Source organism: Pseudomonas laurentiana (assembly GCF_014648275.1).
GTDB classification, from domain to species: domain Bacteria; phylum Pseudomonadota; class Gammaproteobacteria; order Pseudomonadales; family Pseudomonadaceae; genus Aquipseudomonas; species Aquipseudomonas laurentiana.
This window is the reverse complement of record NZ_BMQU01000011.1, coordinates 70197-90030: the sequence shown is the minus strand read 5'-3', so window position 1 is coordinate 90030 and position 19834 is coordinate 70197. Positions and strand designations below refer to the sequence as shown.

The 19834-nt window shown below is 60.5% G+C and carries 16 protein-coding genes; 12 read left to right on the top strand and 4 right to left on the bottom strand.

The features are described from left to right. Positions 1-12: 12 nt before the first annotated feature. The gene (gene dapC / locus IE038_RS13260; protein WP_163934213.1) at positions 13-1206 is read left to right on the top strand and encodes a succinyldiaminopimelate transaminase; all 1194 of its coding nucleotides are present in this window, start codon (positions 13-15) and stop codon (positions 1204-1206) included. Positions 1207-1350: 144 nt separating this feature from the next. On the opposite strand, the gene IE038_RS13255 is transcribed toward dapC, so the two are convergent. Next, a complete protein-coding gene (locus IE038_RS13255; RefSeq protein ID WP_163934216.1) occupies positions 1351-3009 on the bottom strand; it encodes a Na+/H+ antiporter in 1659 nt (552 codons plus the stop codon). 254 nt (positions 3010-3263) lie between these two features. Between IE038_RS13255 and IE038_RS13250 the strand changes: the two genes are divergently transcribed. The 4 genes from IE038_RS13250 to IE038_RS13235 are packed head-to-tail and all read left to right on the top strand — an operon-like array spanning position 3264 to position 6348. Continuing rightward, positions 3264-3605 (top strand): ArsC family reductase, encoded by a 342-nt coding sequence (locus IE038_RS13250; protein ID WP_268244569.1) that lies wholly within the window; start codon positions 3264-3266, stop codon positions 3603-3605. A 41-nt stretch (positions 3606-3646) separates the two neighbouring features. After that, a complete protein-coding gene (gene dapD / locus IE038_RS13245; protein ID WP_163934222.1) occupies positions 3647-4681 on the top strand; it encodes a 2,3,4,5-tetrahydropyridine-2,6-dicarboxylate N-succinyltransferase in 1035 nt (344 codons plus the stop codon). A gap of 54 nt (positions 4682-4735) precedes the next feature. Beyond that, positions 4736-5941: an aminotransferase class V-fold PLP-dependent enzyme gene (locus IE038_RS13240; protein WP_189395778.1), complete on the top strand. Its 1206-nt coding sequence runs from the start codon at positions 4736-4738 to the stop codon at positions 5939-5941. Then, complete coding sequence (locus IE038_RS13235) at positions 5938-6348, top strand: SufE family protein (RefSeq protein WP_163934225.1); 411 nt, start codon at positions 5938-5940, stop codon at positions 6346-6348. The genes IE038_RS13240 and IE038_RS13235 overlap by 4 nt, the downstream gene beginning before the upstream one ends. On the opposite strand, the gene tcdA is transcribed toward IE038_RS13235, so the two are convergent. Then, a complete protein-coding gene (gene tcdA / locus IE038_RS13230; protein ID WP_189395756.1) occupies positions 6327-7151 on the bottom strand; it encodes a tRNA cyclic N6-threonylcarbamoyladenosine(37) synthase TcdA in 825 nt (274 codons plus the stop codon). The two genes, IE038_RS13235 and tcdA, sit on opposite strands and share 22 nt — an antisense overlap. Positions 7152-7433: 282 nt before the next feature. On the opposite strand from tcdA, the gene IE038_RS13225 reads away from it, so the two are divergent. The 4 genes from IE038_RS13225 (at position 7434) to IE038_RS13210 (ending at position 12486) form a co-directional block, all read left to right on the top strand. After that, the gene (locus IE038_RS13225; RefSeq protein WP_189395755.1) at positions 7434-10025 is read left to right on the top strand and encodes a glycosyltransferase; all 2592 of its coding nucleotides are present in this window, start codon (positions 7434-7436) and stop codon (positions 10023-10025) included. A gap of 97 nt (positions 10026-10122) precedes the next feature. Continuing rightward, complete coding sequence (gene dapE, locus IE038_RS13220; protein WP_189395754.1) at positions 10123-11274, top strand: succinyl-diaminopimelate desuccinylase; 1152 nt, start codon at positions 10123-10125, stop codon at positions 11272-11274. Further along, a complete protein-coding gene (locus tag IE038_RS13215; protein WP_163934231.1) occupies positions 11274-12086 on the top strand; it encodes a putative RNA methyltransferase in 813 nt (270 codons plus the stop codon). Before dapE ends, IE038_RS13215 begins: the two co-directional genes overlap by 1 nt. Before the next feature lie 22 nt (positions 12087-12108). Next, positions 12109-12486 carry a hypothetical protein gene (locus tag IE038_RS13210; protein WP_163934261.1) on the top strand — a complete coding sequence of 126 codons (378 nt, stop codon included), beginning with the start codon at positions 12109-12111 and terminating at the stop codon, positions 12484-12486. Between the two features lie 61 nt (positions 12487-12547). Here IE038_RS13210 and IE038_RS13205 read toward each other — a convergent pair whose 3' ends face one another. Beyond that, positions 12548-12757, bottom strand: coding sequence for a cold-shock protein (locus IE038_RS13205; protein WP_099773702.1), 210 nt, complete (start codon positions 12755-12757; stop codon positions 12548-12550). A gap of 210 nt (positions 12758-12967) precedes the next feature. Between IE038_RS13205 and plsB the strand changes: the two genes are divergently transcribed. The 3 genes from plsB to IE038_RS13190 all read left to right on the top strand — a co-directional run bounded on the left by plsB (position 12968) and on the right by IE038_RS13190 (position 16657). Beyond that, the gene (plsB, locus tag IE038_RS13200) at positions 12968-15454 is read left to right on the top strand and encodes a glycerol-3-phosphate 1-O-acyltransferase PlsB (RefSeq protein ID WP_163934264.1); all 2487 of its coding nucleotides are present in this window, start codon (positions 12968-12970) and stop codon (positions 15452-15454) included. Positions 15455-15535: 81 nt separating this feature from the next. Then, on the top strand, positions 15536-15934 hold the full coding sequence (locus IE038_RS13195; RefSeq protein WP_163934269.1) for a YbaY family lipoprotein: 399 nt from the start codon (positions 15536-15538) through the stop codon (positions 15932-15934). A 33-nt stretch (positions 15935-15967) separates the two neighbouring features. After that, a complete protein-coding gene (locus IE038_RS13190) occupies positions 15968-16657 on the top strand; it encodes a DUF4197 domain-containing protein (RefSeq protein WP_163934272.1) in 690 nt (229 codons plus the stop codon). Positions 16658-16768: 111 nt separating this feature from the next. On the opposite strand, the gene IE038_RS13185 is transcribed toward IE038_RS13190, so the two are convergent. Next, on the bottom strand, positions 16769-19834 hold the full coding sequence (locus IE038_RS13185; RefSeq protein ID WP_189395753.1) for an efflux RND transporter permease subunit: 3066 nt from the start codon (positions 19832-19834) through the stop codon (positions 16769-16771).

Sequence of the window (19834 nt, the reverse complement as noted above, 5' to 3'; positions counted from 1 at the left end):
GATTCAGCGCCGATGAACAACGCCTTGCAAAAGCTTCAGCCTTACCCGTTTGAAAAACTGCGCGCCCTGCTCGGCGCTGTACAACCGGCCGCGGACAAACGCGCCATCGCCCTGTCGATCGGTGAGCCAAAGCACACCTCGCCGGCGTTCGTCGCCCAGGCACTGGCCGACAATCTGGATCAGATGGCCGTTTACCCCACCACCTTGGGTTTGCCGGCACTGCGCGAGGCGATTGCGCACTGGTGCGAGCGCCGTTTCAATGTACCCGCTGGCTGGATCGACCCAGCTCGCCATGTACTGCCGGTCAATGGCACCCGCGAAGCGCTGTTTTCCTTCACCCAGGCCGTCGTCAACCGTAGCGACGATGCACTGGTGGTCAGCCCCAACCCTTTCTACCAGATCTACGAAGGTGCGGCCCTGCTGGCAGGTGCTCAGCCACACTACCTGCCTTGCCTGGATCAGAACGGCTTCAACCCGGACTTCGACGCCGTGCCAGCCGAAATCTGGCAACGCTGCCAGATTCTGTTCCTCTGCTCCCCCGGCAACCCGACTGGCGCGTTGATTCCACTGGACACCCTGAAAAAGCTGATTGCACTGGCTGACCAGTACGACTTCATCATCGCCGCCGACGAATGCTACAGCGAACTCTACTTCGACGAGCAAAGCCCGCCACCGGGCCTGCTGAGCGCTTGTGCGGAACTTGGCCGCAGCGACTTCAAGCGTTGCGTGGTGTTCCACAGCTTGTCCAAACGCTCCAACCTGCCGGGCCTGCGTTCGGGCTTCGTCGCCGGTGATGCCGATGTGCTCAAGGGCTTCCTGCTCTATCGCACCTACCACGGCTGCGCCATGCCAGTGCAAACCCAGCTGGCCAGCATTGCAGCCTGGAACGATGAAGAACATGTACGCGCCAACCGCGACTTGTACCGGGAAAAGTTCGACGCCGTACTGGAAATCCTCGGCCCGGTGCTGGATGTGCAGAAACCGGACGGTGGCTTCTACCTCTGGCCGAAAGTACCGATGGACGACGCCACCTTCTGCCGCGACCTGTTCGAGCAGCAGCACGTAACCGTGGTGCCGGGCTCTTACCTGTCTCGCGAGGTCAACGGTGTCAACCCCGGCGCCAGCCGCGTACGCCTGGCCCTGGTCGCACCACTTGCCGAATGCGTTGAAGCCGCACAGCGGATTCGGACGTTCATCGAGGGCTAACCCGGAAGCTGGCCTGCCAGTGATGCGAGCGCTGCAGACTCACTGAGCCCCACCGCACCCCCGTCGGCGATCCGACTCCCGCGTAATGAATAGCGGGAGTCGGTACACGGAAGAGGTAATTGGCGCTGGTTTTCCAGGCGCCAGCTATTTGACCGCCCCCAGGTTGGCCTCGCTCATGTCCAGCTCACCCAACACCTGCCGTAGCACGTCATCGCCGATCTCATGATTGCGGCGCAGGTTGTACAGCTCCAGACGTTGCGCACGCAGGGCGCGTAACCGCAGACGCCGCTCCAGTTGGTCCATCTGCTCGGCCAATGCCTGCGCTTCGGCGCTGTCATTGAAGGTATCGAGTTGGTGCCGATACTCGGCCATCAAACGCCCCTTGAGTTCTATCGCCAGCGCCGCATGGTTGGCATCCTGCAGGGCATCCGGAGGTACGCTCGACTCCACCAATTCCTCGGCCTCCAACGCATGAATTGCAGCTTCAGCGGTGCGTCGCCAAGCCTCCTTGGCCTCTTGGCGCAAAGTGTCGTCCGGGCTTTTTGCAACCCCGCGCAGCAGCAGAGGCAAGGTAATGCACGCCGAAATGAGTGACAGCAGAATCACCCCGGCAGCAATGAATATCAGCAAATCGCGCTCGGGGAAGGCTTTGCCTGCACTGAACAACAACGGCACCGACATGACACCGGCCAAGGTCACCGCACCTCGCACACCACCCAGGGTCAACAACCCGCATGAGCGCGCGGTGGGCACCAGAACCAGATCAGCCTTGCCCCGCCAGCGACGAATTACCCCGATCAGACGCCAGATGCTCTGCACCCAGACAAAACGCAATGCAATCAACACCAGGAAAATCGCCAGCACATCCAGGCAACGCCACAGCAAGGTCGGCCATAGCGACGCCTCGTGACTGGTCACCGCCTTGACGATGTCCGGCAACTGCAGCCCCAGCAGCAGGAAGATCAGACCATTGAAGGCAAACTCCAACAGCGACCAGACACTGCGATTGAGCAAGCGAGTGCTGGTCTGGCGTGGTAACAGATCGAGCCAGCTCTGCATCATGCCCGCCGCCACGGCAGATAGAATGCCCGATGCCCCGAGACGCTCGGCCAACACATAAGCCGCAAATGGCAGCAACAGCATGAACACCACGTGGGTCGCCGGATCATCCCAGCCTCGCGCAATCATCCAGGCCCGCAAACGTCCAACCAGCCAGCTCAACGCCACGCCGATAGCCAAGCCACCCACCGCGACCAAGACAAAGGTCAAGCTTGCTTCAGCCAGGGAAAATACCCCGGTGATAGCCGCTGCCAGAGCAAATTTGAACGTTACCAGGCCCGAGGCGTCGTTCATCAGCGCTTCGCCTTGAAGCATGTGCATCAAGGGCGTCGGTAGACGGTCCTGGGTAATGGCTGAAACGGCGACGGCATCGGTCGGCGACAGCACTGCAGCCAGCGCAAAGGCCACCGGCAACGGAATACTCGGCAGAATCCAGTGGATGAAATAGCCAGCACCGACGACCGTGAACAGCACCAAACCGACCGCCAGGGTCAGGATTGGCCCACGCAGGCGCCACAGCTCGCGCTTGGGCATGCGCCAACCATCGGAAAACAGCAAGGGTGGCAGGAACAAAAAGAGGAACAACTCAGGATCGAGGGCGACATGAAGCCCCAGGGTTGGCCAGGCCAGCAAGGCTCCCGCGGCAATCTGCACCAGCGGCAACGGCAACGGAACAAGCCTTCCGACCAACTTGGAAACGCTGACCAGCATCAGCAGAATTAAGACGGTATAGGCTGACTGCATGCGGCGTAATTCCTGTTCGATTTCAAAGCGTTCAATAACGATATGTATCCAGAATCGGAGAGCGCCATTGAAGCGACATATTAGCCGCTTAGGCTGCGCGCACACCGCTGCACAAAAGTCGCAAACACTGCCGCAACCTGTAACACAATGCTACAAAGAACCATGACCAGCGCCACGACCCGGTGTCGGTCGTGGCATAATCCGTCATCATTTTTTCCCAGGAGGGGCAAGACTTGACTACTAGCGGCACGCCATTGCGCCTTTACGGAATCAAGGCCTGCGACACCATGAAGAAAGCACGTACCTGGCTGGAAGAAAATGCCATTGCCTACGACTTTCACGATTACAAGAGCCAGGGCATCGATCGCGAGAGCCTTGAGCGCTGGTGCGACGAACATGGCTGGCAGGTTGTCCTCAACCGTGCAGGCACCACCTTCCGCAAGCTCGACGACGCCCAGAAGGCCGACCTTGATCAGGCCAGGGCCGTTGCATTGATGCTCGCCCAGCCCTCGATGATCAAACGCCCGGTACTCGACCTGGGTGAACGAACCCTGGTTGGCTTCAAGCCTGACCTTTACGCGGCGGCCCTCTCCTGATCGGCGCCACGCTTTCATTCAATTTCCCAAGAGGTAAACGCATGTCCACTACCCTGTTCAGCCTGGCCTTTGGTGTTGGCACCCAGAACCGCCAGGGCGCCTGGCTGGAAGTTTTCTACGCACAGCCGCTGGTCAACCCGGCTGCCGAAGTGGTTGCTGCCATTGCGCCGATCCTTGGCTACGAAGGCGGCAACCAGGCCATTCCCTTCAACACCACTCAGGCCGCACAACTGGCTGAAGCCCTGAAGGCCGTCGATGCCGCCCAGGCTGCGCTGCTGACCCGCCTGGCAGAAAGCAACAAGCCGCTGGTCGCTACCTTGCTGGCGGAAGACGGTGCCCTGACCTCCACGCCGGAAGCCTACCTCAAGCTGCACCTGCTCTCGCACCGCCTGGTCAAGCCGCACGGCGTAAGCCTGGCGGGCATCTTCCCACTGCTGCCAAACGTGGCCTGGACCAGCCAGGGCGCCATTGATCTGGGCGAACTGGCCGGGCTGCAACTGGAAGCGCGCCTGAAGGGCGAACTGCTGGAAGTCTTCTCGGTCGACAAGTTCCCGAAAATGACCGACTACGTCGTACCGAGCGGTGTACGTATCGCCGACAGTGCGCGGGTACGCCTGGGCGCTTACATCGGCGAAGGCACCACCATCATGCACGAAGGCTTCGTCAACTTTAACGCAGGCACCGAAGGCCCAGGCATGATCGAAGGCCGTGTGTCGGCTGGCGTATTCGTCGGCAAGGGCTCGGACCTTGGCGGCGGCTGCTCCACCATGGGTACCCTGTCGGGTGGCGGCAACATCGTGATCAAGGTTGGCGAAGGCTGCCTGATCGGCGCCAACGCCGGTATCGGTATTCCACTGGGCGACCGCAATACCGTCGAGGCTGGCCTGTACATCACCGCCGGCACCAAGGTGGCCCTGCTTGACGAGCAGAACCAACTGGTCAAAGTGGTCAAGGCACGCGACCTGGCTGGCCAGCCAGATCTGCTGTTCCGTCGCAACTCGGTCAGCGGCGCAGTGGAGTGCAAGACCCACAAATCGGCTATCGAGCTGAACGAAGCGCTGCACGCTCACAACTAAGTGGTACGATCGGGCTTGGCCCTTGCCAAGCCCGATGCCCAGAGCCCGACCATCATGTTCCTGCCTTCTCCATGGCGCGCTGACTTTCCGGCCATCGCCGCCCTGCAACGACAGCACCAGACCTATCTGGACAATGCTGCGACCACTCAGAAACCTCAAGCGCTGCTTGACGCCCTGAGTCACTACTACAGTCACGGTGCAGCCAATGTCCACCGTGCCCAACACCTGCCCGGTGCGCTGGCCACACAGGCCTTTGAACGTACCCGGGAGAAAGTTGCCGGCTGGCTGAATGCGGCCAGCACCGACGAAATCATCTTCACCCATGGCGCCACTTCGGCATTGAACCTGCTGGCCTATGGCCTGGAGGCACGCTTTCATCCGGGCGACGAAATAGTCATCAGCGCCCTGGAACACCATGCCAACCTGCTGCCTTGGCAGCAACTGGCCCGACGCCGCAACCTCAAGCTGGTGGTGCTGCCCATCAATCCTGAGGGCGTCATCGATGTAGAGGCTGCGCTGCAACTGATTGGCCCACGCACGCGCCTTGTCGCACTCAGCCAGCTGTCGAACGTGCTGGGTAGCTGGCAGCCCCTCGAACCCTTGCTGGCCCACGCCCGGGCTCAAGGTGCACTGAGTGTGATCGACGGCGCCCAGGGTGTGGTCCATGGTCGGCATGATGTCCAGCAACTGGGCTGTGACTTCTATGTCTTTTCCAGCCACAAGCTCTATGGCCCGGACGGTGTCGGCGTGCTCTATGGTCGACACCAGGCCCTGAACCTGCTGCAGCACTGGCAGTTCGGTGGCGAAATGGTGCAACTGGCCGACTATCAAGAGGCCACGTTCCGCCCGGCCCCATTGGGTTTTGAAGCGGGCACACCGCCGATAGCCGGTGTCATTGGCCTGGGCGCAAGCCTTGATTACCTGGCCAGCCTGGACCCATCTGCAGTTGACGAACATGAGGCCACCCTGCACCGCCTGCTGCTGCGCGGCCTGAACGACCGTGAAGGCGTGCGTGTGCTTGGCGCGCCAGAGTTGGCACTGGCCAGTTTCGTCATTGAGGATGTACACAGCGCCGATCTGGCCCACCTGCTGACCGAGCAGGGTATCGCCGTACGTGCCGGCCATCATTGCGCTATGCCACTGCTGAAAAGCCTCGGCCTTGCAGGGGCAGTACGGGTGTCATTGGCGCTATATAACGACTCCGATGACCTGCAACGCTTCTTCGAGGCACTGGATAAGTCACTGGACCTGCTGCGATGAACCTGCCAATAGCCGCCCAGGAGGCGCTCGATAGTTTTGAACAGGCTGCCGGCTGGGAGCAGCGCGCCCGCTTACTGATGCAATGGGGCGAGCGTTTACCCGCCTTGAGCAGCGACGAACAGTGCGAAGCCAACCGTGTACAGGGTTGTGAAAGCCAGGTGTGGCTGGTGGCCGAACAACACGCCGGACACTGGCACTTTCGCGCCAGCAGCGATGCACGGATGATTCGTGGCTTGCTGGCGCTGCTGCTGGTCCGGGTCGAAGGCCTGTCCAGCAGCGCCCTGCAACAGCTGGACTTGCCTGGCTGGTTCAACCAGTTGGGCTTGGGTCGACAGCTATCGCCCTCGCGCAGCAACGGCCTCAATGCCGTGCTGCAGCGTATGGCTCAGCTCGCCTCGGGCGGCTGAGCCGGCTTGCGCTCAGACGGGCGCCGGGTACCGGCCACCAGCTTATCCAGCGCCTTGCTCGCCGCAACCATGCCGAAGGTCGCGGTGACCATCATGACCGCGCCGAAGCCACCCGAGCAGTCCAGCTTGACCCCATCACCGACAAAACTTTTCTGCAGGCAAACACCGCCGTCCGGCTTCGGGTAACGCAACTGTTCAGTAGAGAACACACACGGCACGCTGTAGTTGCGGCTGACATTGCGCGAGAAGCCGTAATCACGGCGCAGGGTCGACCGTACACGCGAAGCCAAGGGGTCGTTATAGGTACGGTTCAGGTCGGTGACCTGAATCTGGGTAGGGTCGATCTGTCCACCCGCCCCCCCCGTGGTGATGATCGAGATCTTCCGACGTTTGCACCAGGCAATCAGTGCCGCCTTGGCCTGCACAGCGTCAATGCAGTCGATGACGAAATCCAGGTCTTCGGTGATGTACTGAGCGAGGGTCTCCTTGGTCACAAAGTCCGCCACCGCATGCACCGTGCATGCCGGGTTGATCGCCCTCAAGCGTTCGGCCGTTGCGTCCACCTTCGGTTTGCCGACATTGCCTTGCAGCGCATGCAACTGACGGTTGGTATTGCTGACACAGACATCATCCAGGTCGAACAGCGAGATTTCACCAACACCGCTGCGAGCAATGGCTTCGGCCACCCATGATCCGACGCCACCGATGCCGATGATCGCCACATGGGCGTCGCGCAGGCGCTGCAGCCCCTCCAGCCCGTACAACCGGGCAACACCGGCAAAGCGTGGATCTTCTGTACTCATGGTCCTACCCCGAAAAAACCGGCGCGCATTATAGGCTGCTCTGCGCTCGATGCCATCCCGTGGCTGAGCGACAGCCAACACAACCGATTGGTCATACCGGTTGCAATGCTGCTTTAATATCCAGCGTAACCCCAAGTCCTGGACGACAATTGCACGGGCGTCAGAACTAAAGCTGCTAATGAAAATCCAAGTCGATACCTGCCGGCATCATACGGCAGGCAACGATAAGGATTTGCGCCGCACGGCGCTTGCCCGTTCCACCCTTCGGAACCCGAACTCCCTATGTCATCGCGTAAATTTGGTCTCAACCTGGTCATCGTCGTGGCAATCGCCGCGCTGTTCACCGGGTTCTGGGCGCTGATCAACCGCCCCGTCTCGACACCCGACTGGCCGGAGCAAATTTCCGGCTTCTCCTACTCACCTTTCCGTCTAGGGCAAAACCCACAGAAAGGCCAGTATCCAACCACCGACGAGATGCGTCAGGACCTGGAACAGCTGAGCAAGCTGACCGACAGTATCCGTATCTATACGGTGGACGGCACCCAGGATCAAATACCGGCCCTGGCCGAGGAGTTTGGCCTGCGCGTAACGCTGGGGGTATGGATCAGCCCCGACCAGGAACGTAACGAACGGGAAATCCAGCGCGCTATCGAACTGGCCAACAGTTCACGCAGTGTCGTAAGGGTCATGGTCGGTAACGAAGCCCTGTTCCGCAAGGAGATTACGCCGGAGGCGTTGATAAAGTACCTGGATCGGGTTCGTGCTGCCGTCAAGGTACCGGTCACGACCTCCGAGCAATGGCACATCTGGAAAGAACACCCGGAGCTGGCCAAGCACGTCGACCTGGTAGCGGCGCACATCCTGCCGTATTGGGAGTTCATCCCAATGAAGGACGCCGGCCAGTTTGTTCTCGACCGTGCCCGCGACCTCAAGCACCTGTTCCCGAAAAAGCCACTGCTGCTCTCGGAAGTCGGCTGGCCGAGCAATGGCCGTATGCGTGGTGGCGCTGAAGCAACCCAGGCCGATCAGGCCATCTATCTGCGCACACTGGTCAACAAACTGAACCGCCAGGGCTACAACTACTTCGTCATCGAAGCCTACGACCAACCCTGGAAGGCCAGCGACGAAGGTTCGGTCGGCGCGTACTGGGGCGTATTCAATGCTGCCCGCCAACAGAAGTTCAACTTTGAAGGCCCGGTCGTTGCTATCCCGCAGTGGCGCCTGTTGGCCATCAGCTCCGTGGTACTGGCGATGCTCTCCCTGGCCCTGCTGCTGATCGACGGCTCGGCCCTGCGTCAGCGTGGTCGGACCTTCCTGACCTTCATCGCCTTCCTGTGCGGCTCGGTGCTGGTCTGGATCGGCTATGACTACAGCCAGCAATACAGCACCTGGTTCAGCCTGACCGTGGGCTTCCTGCTTGCCCTCGGCGCACTGGGCGTCTTTATCGTGCTGCTGACCGAGGCCCATGAGCTGGCCGAAGCGGTGTGGATTCACAAGCGGCGTCGCGAGTTCCTTCCGGTTCAGACCGATAGTGCCTACCGCCCCAAGGTCTCGGTTCATGTGCCCTGCTACAACGAGCCGCCGGAAATGGTCAAACAGACCCTCAACGCGCTGGCGGCACTGGACTACCCGGATTACGAAGTCCTGATCATCGACAACAACACCAAGGATCCGGCGGTCTGGGAGCCGATCAAGGCCCACTGCGAGCTGCTCGGCGAGCGCTTCAAGTTCTTCCACGTCGCCCCTCTGGCAGGTTTCAAAGGCGGGGCGTTGAACTACCTGATCCCGCATACGGCCAAGGACGCCGAGGTCATCGCAGTGATCGACTCGGACTACTGCGTCGATCGCAACTGGCTCAAGCACATGGTGCCGCACTTCGCCGACCCGAAAATCGCCGTGGTGCAATCGCCACAGGACTACCGCGACCAGTATGAGAGCACCTTCAAGAAGCTCTGCTACTCGGAGTACAAGGGTTTCTTCCATATCGGCATGGTGACCCGTAACGACCGTGACGCGATCATTCAGCACGGCACCATGACCATGACCCGCCGCTCGGTGCTCGAAGAACTGGGCTGGGCCGACTGGTGTATCTGCGAAGATGCCGAGCTGGGCCTGCGCGTGTTCGAAAAAGGCTATTCGGCAGCTTACGCCCACAACAGCTACGGCAAGGGCCTGATGCCCGACACCTTCATCGACTTCAAGAAGCAGCGCTTCCGCTGGGCCTATGGCGCGATTCAGATCATCAAGCGTCACGCCGCAAGCCTGTTGCGCGGCAAGGACACTGAACTGACGCGCGGCCAGCGCTACCACTTCCTGGCCGGCTGGCTGCCGTGGGTCGCCGATGGCATGAACATCTTTTTCACGATCGGCGCACTGCTCTGGTCGGCGGCGATGATCATCGTGCCGCAGCGGGTCGACCCGCCGCTGATGATTTTCGCCATCCCGCCCCTGGCTCTGTTTGTGTTCAAGGTGGGCAAGATCGTGTTCCTCTATCGCCGCGCGGTCGGGGTGAACCTCAAGGATGCCTTCGCCGCAGCGTTGGCGGGCCTGGCCTTGTCGCACACCATTGCCAAAGCGGTGCTGTACGGCTTCTTCACCAGCAGCATTCCATTCTTCCGTACGCCGAAGAACGCCGACAGCCATGGCCTGCTGGTGGCGATTTCCGAAGCTCGCGAAGAGTTGTTCATCATGCTTCTGCTGTGGGGGGCTGCGGCGGGTATCTACCTGGTTCAAGGCATGCCGAGCGCCGACATGCGTTTCTGGGTCGCCATGCTGCTGGTCCAGTCGCTGCCCTACCTCGCCGCGCTGATCATGGCGATGCTGTCGTCGCTGCCAAAACCGTCGGATGAGGTGCAGCCTGCCACCGCCGGATAAAATCCGCGCAACCTCTAAACGGCGGCCTTGGGCCGCCGTTTTTGCTATAAGATAACGCCCCTAATTTTTGTGCCTTGCCTTGCTTCCGGAGTCTTTCATGACGGCCCCAGCCGACCTCTCGCCTACCCTTGAACTGGCCTGCGACCTGATCCGTCGGCCCTCGGTGACCCCTCTCGACGCCGACTGCCAGAAACAGATGATGCAGCGCCTGGGCGATGCCGGCTTCATGCTGGAGCCGATGCGTATCGAAGACGTTGACAACTTCTGGGCTACCCACGGCACTCAGGGCGGTCCGGTGTTGTGCTTTGCCGGTCATACCGACGTGGTGCCTACAGGCCCGGTACAAGCCTGGCAGAACGATCCGTTTGAAGCCCTGATCGACGAGAACGGCATGCTTTGCGGCCGCGGCGCGGCCGACATGAAGGGCAGCCTGGCGGCCATGGTCGTGGCCACCGAGCGATTCGTGGCCGACTACCCCAACCATCGCGGCAAGGTTGCATTCCTGATCACCAGTGACGAAGAAGGCCCGGCCCACCACGGCACCAAGGCCGTAATCGAGCGCCTGGCCGCCCGCCAGGAACGCCTGGACTGGTGCATCGTCGGCGAACCGTCGAGCACCACCCTGGTGGGTGACGTGGTCAAGAACGGTCGACGTGGCTCCCTCGGCGCGAAGCTGACCGTGCGCGGCAAGCAAGGCCATGTGGCCTACCCGCACCTGGCGAAGAATCCGATTCACCTCGCCGCCCCGGCACTGGCCGAGCTGGCCGCCGAGCACTGGGACGAAGGCAACGCCTTCTTCCCGCCAACCAGTTTCCAGATTTCCAACCTCAACTCGGGCACTGGTGCCACCAACGTCGTGCCCGGTGAGCTGACCGCACTGTTCAACTTCCGCTTCTCCACCGAGTCGACGGTTGAGGGCCTGCAACAACGCGTCGCAGCCATCCTCGACAAGCATCAGTTGGATTGGCATGTGGAGTGGGCGCTGTCGGGCCTGCCGTTCCTGACCGAGCCGGGCGAACTGCTCGATGCGGTATCGGCAAGCATCAAGGCCGTGACCGGTCGCGACACCCAACCGTCGACCAGCGGCGGTACCTCCGATGGCCGCTTCATCGCAACCCTCGGTACTCAGGTCGTCGAACTGGGCCCAGTCAATGCCACCATTCACCAGGTCAACGAACGTATCCTGGCCAGCGACCTCGATGTGCTGACCGAGATCTACTACCAGACCCTGACCCGGCTGCTCGCCTGATGCTCACCTGCCCTCTTTGCAGTGCGCCGCTGGCCAGCGTCGATAATGGCGTGGCCTGCCCCGCTGGCCATCGATTCGACCGTGCTCGTCAAGGCTATCTGAACCTGCTGCCGGTGCAGCACAAGAACAGCCGTGATCCCGGCGACAACCAGGCCATGGTAGAAGCGCGTCGGGACTTCCTCAGTGCGGGCCACTACGCCCCGGTCGCACGTCGGCTGGCCGAACTGGCGGCTGAGCGCGCACCTCAATGCTGGCTGGACATCGGTTGCGGCGAAGGCTACTACACCGCCCAGATCGCCGAAGCCCTGCCCGCTGCCGAAGGCTATGCACTGGACATCTCCCGGGAAGCGGTGAAGCGAGCCTGTCGGCGAAGCCCCGCGGTCACCTGGCTGGTCGCAAGCATGGCACGGGTGCCACTGGCCGACGCCAGTTGTGGCTTCCTGGCCAGCGTCTTCAGCCCACTGGATTGGCACGAGGCCAAGCGCCTGCTGGCTCCGGGGGGTGGACTGATGCGCATCGGCCCGACCCGTGAACACCTGATGGAACTGCGCCAGCGTTTGTACGATGAAGTGCGCGACTACAGCGACGACAAACACCTGGCGCTGGTTCCCGAGGGCATGGTTCACGATCACAGTGAAACCCTGACGTTTCGCCTGACCCTGGACAACCCCAAGGCCCGCGCCGACCTGCTGGCCATGACCCCTCACGGCTGGCGTGCCAGCGCGGAAAAACGCGCGGCGGTCATCGACCAGGCCGATCCTTTCGAGGTGACGGTCTCCATGCGTTACGACTATTTTGTACGGCAAGGCTAAGCCGAACCTGGAGGATTGCCCCATGCGTCAACCCGATATCGAGATTTACCTCAAGGATGCGGACGTCGACCACAAAGCCGTTGCAGCCTGGTTAAGCGAAGCCCTCGGGCCATGCACTGAATGGGTGCAGAAAGGCCAGACCTGGAAATGCAAGGCTGGAAACGTGCCCGTAACCTGGCTGCCGAAAGCCGTTGGCAAATGGAACAGCCTTTACCTGGAAAGCGACCAGACCCCGTGGGAAGATGACATTGCCTGCGCCCGTGCAGCATTTGCAGTGCTGAACGTCGAAGTACGCTGCGCACCGGGAAGCTGGGTAGAGGAAGAAGGCGAGGAAGACGCCGATCGCTGGATTCGCATCAGTGCCGACGGTGAAGAAGAGATCACCTGGCGCACGCAGTAACCTGCATGTCTTCGAAAAGGCCCGTCCCGGTCGTCCGGCGACGGGCCTTTTCGTTCATGGCTTAAAGGCCGACCACATCTTCAGCCTGAAGGCCTTTCTGGCCCTCCACCAATGCGTACTCAACCCGCTGCCCCTCGCTCAGGGTGCGATGCCCCTCTCCACGAATCGCACGGTAGTGAACGAATACATCGGCACCGCCTTCACGCTGAATGAAGCCATAACCTTTGGCGTCATTGAACCACTTCACGTTCCCAGTCTCACGAGACGACATCTTTACTACTCCGGTTTTTTATTTTGGAATCGCCTTGCTGGCAGGGATCACCACCCTCTGCCGACGCAGCTTGCAACAAAAAACTTGCAAGCTGCGGACCGAGTATAAGGCAGCCTTTAAAGATTTTTTATGACCTGAGTGCTTTTTGCTGAACTTGCACAGATACGGCACACTAACCTGCTTGAACTCAATATCCAGAGCAGAGCCCGTATGACCCGTTCACCTTTGCACCGCCTGATCTTTGGTGCTCTGCGCCGCCTGCTGTACCTATGGGTTCGTTCCGAGACTATCAACCAGTCGTCTTTCACCCTGAACCTGGACCGCAGTCGCCCGGTGTTCTATGCCCTGCAATCACCGTCGCTGGCCGATCTGGCCGTGCTGGATCGTGAATGCAGCAAAGCCGGCCTGCCCCGCCCTGTGTTACCTGTTTCTCTGGGTAACCTTGAAGAGCCCGCTGCTTTCTTTTACTTGACCCCAGACCCGGACTGGCTCGGTCGGCACGACAAACGCGGCGCGCCACCGACCTTGGCACGACTGATCAATACCGTCAGCCTGCACGCCGAGCTCGACGCGCAGATCATCCCGGTCAGTGTGTTCTGGGGCCAATCACCAGCCAGTGAATCGAGCCCTTGGAAACTGCTGTTCGCCGACAGCTGGGCCGTGACCGGACGCCTGCGCAAGCTGCTGAGCATTCTGATCCTGGGGCGAAAGACCCGTGTGCAATTCTCCGCCCCGATTCATCTGCGTGAGCTGGTGCAGCACGAAAAGGGACACGCGCGTACCGTGCGCATGGCCCAGCGTCTGCTAAGGGTTCACTTTCGCAACCTCAAGACAGCCGTCATCGGCCCGGACATTTCTCACCGGCGTAACCTGGTCAAGGGCCTGGTCCACGACCCGCTGGTACGTCAGGCCATCGTCGAGGAAGCCGAACGCGAGAAAATCCCGCTGGCCAAGGCCGAAGCCCAGGCGTTGCGCTATGGCAATGAGATCGCCTCGGACTACACCTACACCGCCATCCGCTTCCTCGAGGTGGTGCTCAGTTGGTTCTGGAACAAGATCTACGACGGCATCAAGGTCAACCACATCGAACAGGTGCAAGGCATTGCACCAGGGCACGAGGTAATTTACGTCCCCTGCCATCGCAGCCACATCGACTACCTGCTGCTGTCGTACCTGCTGTTTCGCAATGGCCTGACCCCGCCGCATGTTGCCGCCGGCATCAACCTCAACATGCCCGTCATCGGCAGCCTGCTACGCCGTGGCGGTGCGTTTTTCATGCGTCGTACGTTCAAGGGCAACCCGCTGTACACCGCCGTGTTCAACGAATACCTGCATACCCTCTTCAGCAAAGGCTTCCCCGTGGAGTACTTCGTAGAAGGTGGACGCTCGCGTACCGGGCGCATGTTGCAACCCAAAACCGGGATGCTGGCAATTACCTTGCGCAGTTTCCTGCGCTCCTCACGTACGCCTATCGTCTTCGTACCGGTCTACATCGGCTACGAACGCGTACTGGAAGGGCGCACGTATCTGGGTGAACTGCGTGGCGCGAGCAAGAAGAAAGAGTCGATTTTCGATATTTTCAAGGTCTTCGGTGCCCTTAAGCAGCGCTTTGGTCAAGTGGCGGTGAACTTCGGCGCGCCTATTCGCCTGGCCAGCTTCCTTGACGAGCAGCAGCCCGGCTGGCGCGAGCAGGACCATGGGCCGCAATTTCGCCCGGCCTGGCTTAACCAGACCACCTCGCGCCTGGGCGAAAAAGTTGCCCGGCACCTGAACGAAGCAGCGGCGATCAATCCAGTCAACCTGGTGGCCCTGGCACTGCTGTCGACCAGCAAGCTGGCCCTCGACGAACGTGCCCTGGCACGCGTGCTGGACCTGTACCTGGCATTGCTGCGCCAAGTGCCCTACTCGGCGCACACCACCCTGCCGGAAGGCGACGGCCTGACGCTGATCGCCCACGTCAAACGCATGGACATGCTCGCCGAACAGAGCGATGCGCTGGGCAAAGTGCTCTACCTGGACGAGCAGAACGCGGTCCTGATGACCTACTACCGCAACAACGTTCTGCACATCGTCGCCCTGCCCGCACTACTGGCCAGTTTCTTCCAGAGCAGCTCACGAATGAGCCGCGACTTGATCCTGCAATACGTCCGGGCACTGTACCCGTACCTGCAATCCGAATTGTTCATCCGCTGGTCGCTGGACGAACTGGATGCGGTGGTTGACCAATGGTTGCAGGCGTTTGTCGACCAGGGCCTGCTGCGCGTTGAAAATGGCGTCTACCTGCGCCCGGCCCCAAGCTCAAGGCAGTTCGTGCTGCTGACCCTGCTGGCCCGCGCCATTACCCAGACCTTGCAGCGCTTCTACATGGCCACCGCCCTGCTGCTCAATAGCGGCCAACACAACCTCAGCGCCGAAGCCCTGGAAGACCTCTGTGTGGTCATGGCCCAGCGGCTGTCGATCCTGCATGGTCTCAATGCCCCGGAGTTCTTCGACAAGAGCCTGTTCCGCCACTTCATTCAAACCCTGATCGAACAGGGAGTTCTGCGCCCTGATACCGCTGGCAAGCTGGGGTATCACGAAAAACTCAGTGAGCTGGCAGAGGGTGCGGCCAAGCGTGTGCTTTCGGCGGAGGTTCGCCTGTCAATTCGTCAGGTGGCCCTTCATCGCCATGATGACAACCCTGAAACTACGACATGAACCCCAGGTGGTTTTGCCCGGAGCACGACCACGAAATGACGTTGGCGCCGACGTCACGGCGCCTTCGATAAGGAGATCCTGATGAAAAAATTGACCTTGGCCTTGCTCGGCAGCCTGTTGGCAGCCTGCAGCAGTACACCTCCAACCCCCAAGGCCAGCCTGGACGGCGAAGTGTTCTACCTTCAGCGTATCGCCCTGCCCCCAAGCGCTACCCTGAGTGTCAGCCTGCAAGACGTCTCCCTGGCTGACGCACCCGCGGTCACATTGGCCAGACAGAGCGGCCCGGTAAACGGCCAGGTTCCGCTACCGTTCCACCTCACCTATGACCCGGCCCAGGTCAAACCTGGACATCGCTATGCTGTCAGTGCACGTATCGAGCTGGATGGCAAACTGATGTTCATCAACACTGAGCACCATGCGGTGCAACTTGATGGCCATGATCCACAGCCTGTACGTATCAAGGTCGACGCGATTCGCTGATTTCCCCCTTCGTTCCAAGAAAAGGATGCTGCCATGTTCCGCCCCGTTCTCACCTTTACCAGCCTGTGCGCAGGCCTGCTGCTCTCGGCCAGCGCACTGGCCTTGTCGTTGAGTGATCTTTCGCAACAGGACGCCACCGGCGGCCTCAAGGATGCCTTGACCCAAGGCGCCCAGATCGCCGTCAAGCAACTGGGTACCCCAGGTGGTTTCAGCAACAACCCGGATGTACGCATCGAGCTGCCAGGCAACCTCGGCAAGGCGGCCAAAACGATGAGAAAGTTCGGCATGGGCGCCGAGGTCGACCAGCTGGAGGCAAGCATGAACAAAGCAGCCGAGGCAGCCGTACCGCAAGCTCAGGCGCTGCTGGTGGATGCCGTGAAGAAAATGACCGTGGCCGATGCCAAGAGCATTCTTAGCGGCGGCAATGACTCGGCGACGCAATACCTGAACAAGACCAGCCGTGAACAGATCCGCGTCAAGTTCCTGCCAATCGTCAAGCAGGCCACCGACCAGGTTGGCCTGGCACAGCAGTACAACAGCTTTGCCGGTCAGGCCGCGAGCCTGGGTGTGCTGGACTCGAAAAATGCCAACGTCGAGAACTACGTCACCGAACAAGCGCTCAATGGTCTGTTCGAAATGATCGGCAAGCAGGAAGCCAGCATTCGTGAAAACCCGGCCGGTGCGGCCACCAGCCTGGCGAAGAAGGTGTTTGGCGCGCTCTGACACAGCACGGGGTGCCACATAAGGCATGACACCCTACCGATACCATCGCGGGCAAGCACGTTCCCACAAGAATTGCGTACTGTGGGACGGGCTTGCCCGCGATGCCGGTCTCTAAGGTTTCTTGACCCTGAACCAGGCCGCATACAGCGCCGGCAGGAACAACAGGGTCAGCACCGTCGCGACGATCAGGCCACCCATGATCGCTACCGCCATCGGCCCGAAGAACACGCTGCGCGACAGAGGGATCATCGCCAGTACCGCTGCCAACGCAGTCAGCACAATGGGTCGGAAGCGTCGTACCGTGGCTTCGATGATCGCCTGCCAACGGTCAAGCCCTGCGGCAATGTCCTGCTCGATCTGGTCCACCAGAATCACCGAGTTGCGCATGATCATCCCAGACAGGGCAATGGTGCCAAGCATCGCGACGAAGCCGAACGGCTGACGGAACACCAGCAGGAACAAGGTCACTCCGATTATCCCCAGCGGAGCGGTGAGGAACACCATCACCGTGCGCGAGAAACTGCGCAATTGCAGCATCAGCAAGGTCAGCACCACCACGATGAACAGCGGGAAACCGGCTTTCACCGAGTCTTGCCCACGAGCGGAGTCCTCAACCGTACCGCCCACCTCCAGCAAGTAACCATCTGGAAGTTGCGCACGCACGGTCTCAAGCGTTGGCAGGATCTGCTGAACCAGCGTCACTGGCTGCTCCTTGCCGTAAATATCGGCACGTACGGTGACCGTCGGCAGGCGGTTACGGTGCCAAATCACCCCTTCCTCAAAACCATATTCCAAGGTTGCGATCTGCGACAGTGCAACGCTACGACCATTGTCCGTCGGTACTGCCAGGCTCGGCAGGCTTGCAAGTTCACGTCGCTCCTGTGGCGTGCCGCGCAGCAGTATCTCGATTAACTCATTGTCTTCCCGGTACTGGCTAACGCCCGAACCACTCAGGGTGCTTTGCAGGAATTGGGCGAGATTGGCCGTACTCACGCCGAGTGCGCGGGCACGATCCTGATCGATGAGCAGGTGGACCACCTTGCTTGGCTCCTCCCAATCCAGATGAACGTTGGCCACATAAGGGTTCTCGTGGACCTTGGCTGCAACCTTGCGCGCCAACGCCCGCACCACCTCGATATGCTCCCCGGTCACCCGGAACTGCACCGGATAGCCAACCGGCGGGCCATTTTCCAGCCGAGTGACACGCGAGCGCAGGTGCGGAAACTCCTCGTTCAGGCTTTCGATCAACCAGCTACGCAGCGCCTCGCGGTCTTCGATGGTCTTGGCCAGTACCACAAACTGGGCAAAGCTCGCGGCGGGCAGTTGCTGATCCAGCGGCAGGTAGAAACGTGGTGAACCGGTACCGACATATGCCACATAGTTTTCAACATCAGGACGTGCCTTGAGCATCGCCTCCAGCCGCTCCACCTGCTCAGCGGTGTTACTCAGCGATGCGCCTTCAGCAAGTTTCAGGTCAACCATCAACTCCAGTCGCCCGGAAGCCGGGAAAAACTGCTGTGGCACAAAGCGGAACAGCAGAATACTTGCGATGAACATGCCGATGGTCAGCACAATCACGGTTTTACGCCGCCGCACACACCACTCCACCAACCGCCGAACCCGTTGATAGAAGGGGGTGCCATAAGGGTCAGGCGCGTTGCCGTTCGTACCGTGTTTAGCCGCATGCAACTTGGCCAGATCCGGTAACAGCCGTTCACCCAGGTAAGGCACGAAAACCACCGCGACGATCCAGGACGCCAGCAACGCGATCGTTACCACCTGAAAGATCGAGCGGGTGTACTCGCCAGTACCTGACTGCGCCGTTGCAATCGGCAGGAAACCGGCTGCGGTGATCAGCGTACCGGTGAGCATGGGGAATGCCGTACTGGTCCAGGCAAAGCTGGCGGCCTTGAAGCGGTCAAAGCCCTGCTCCATCTTGATCGCCATCATCTCCACGGCAATGATCGCATCGTCCACCAGCAATCCGAGCGCCAGCACCAGTGCCCCCAAGGAGATCTTGTGCAGACCTATACCGAGGTAATACATGGTGGCAAAGGTCATCGCCAGCACCACTGGAATCGCCAAGGCGACCACCAACCCGGTGCGCAGGCCCAGGGAGAAGAAACTCACCAGCAACACAACGGCCAGCGCTTCGACCAGAACCTTGACGAACTCACCGACGCCGGTCTTCACTGCCGCAGGCTGATCAGACACCTTGCGCAGCTCCATGCCAGCAGGCAGGTTGCGGGTAATCCGCGAAAACTCGGCCTCCAACGCCTTGCCCAAGACCAGAATGTCGCCACCGGGCTTCATCGACACCGCCAGACCGATGGCGTCTTCACCCATGAAACGCATACGCGGTGCAGGCGGGTCGTTGAAACCACGACGCACATCGGCGACATCGGCGATTCGGAACGTGCGGTTGTCGACCCGAATGGGAAACTGCTCAATCTGCTCAACCGTCTCGAACTGACCGCTGACACGCAACTGCAATCGCTCAGTGGGCGTTTCAAAGAAACCTGCGGTGCTAACCGTATTCTGTTCTTCCAGCGCTTTCTGCACAGCCGCCAATGGCAAACCCAGGGTAGCCAGCTTGACGTTCGACAGTTCGATCCAGATCTTCTCGTCCTGCAACCCCAACAGTTCGACCTTGCCTACGTCCTTGACCCGCTGCAACTGAATCTGCACACGGTCCGCGTAGTCCTTGAGCACGGCATAATCGAAGCCCTTGCCTGTCAGGGCATAGATGTTGCCGAACGTGGTACCGAATTCATCATTGAAAAACGGCCCCTGAATACCCGGTGGCAAGGTGTGGCGGATGTCCGCGACTTTCTTGCGCAACTGGTACCACAACTCCGGGATCTGGTTCGAATGCATGGAATCCCGGGCCATGAAGGTGACTTGCGATTCGCCCGGCCGGGAGAACGACACAATCCGTTCGTACTCGCCGGTTTCCATCAGCGTCTTTTCAATACGCTCGGTCACCTGACGCGACACTTCCTCGGCACTGGCGCCAGGCCAAAGGGTGCGGATCACCATGGCCTTGAAGGTGAAGGGCGGATCCTCACTCTGACCCAGTTTGGTGTACGACAGCGCCCCGACAAGGGCGACCAGAAGCATCAGGAACAGGACGATCTGGCGATTACGCAGCGCCCAGGCTGAAAGGTTGAAACCCAT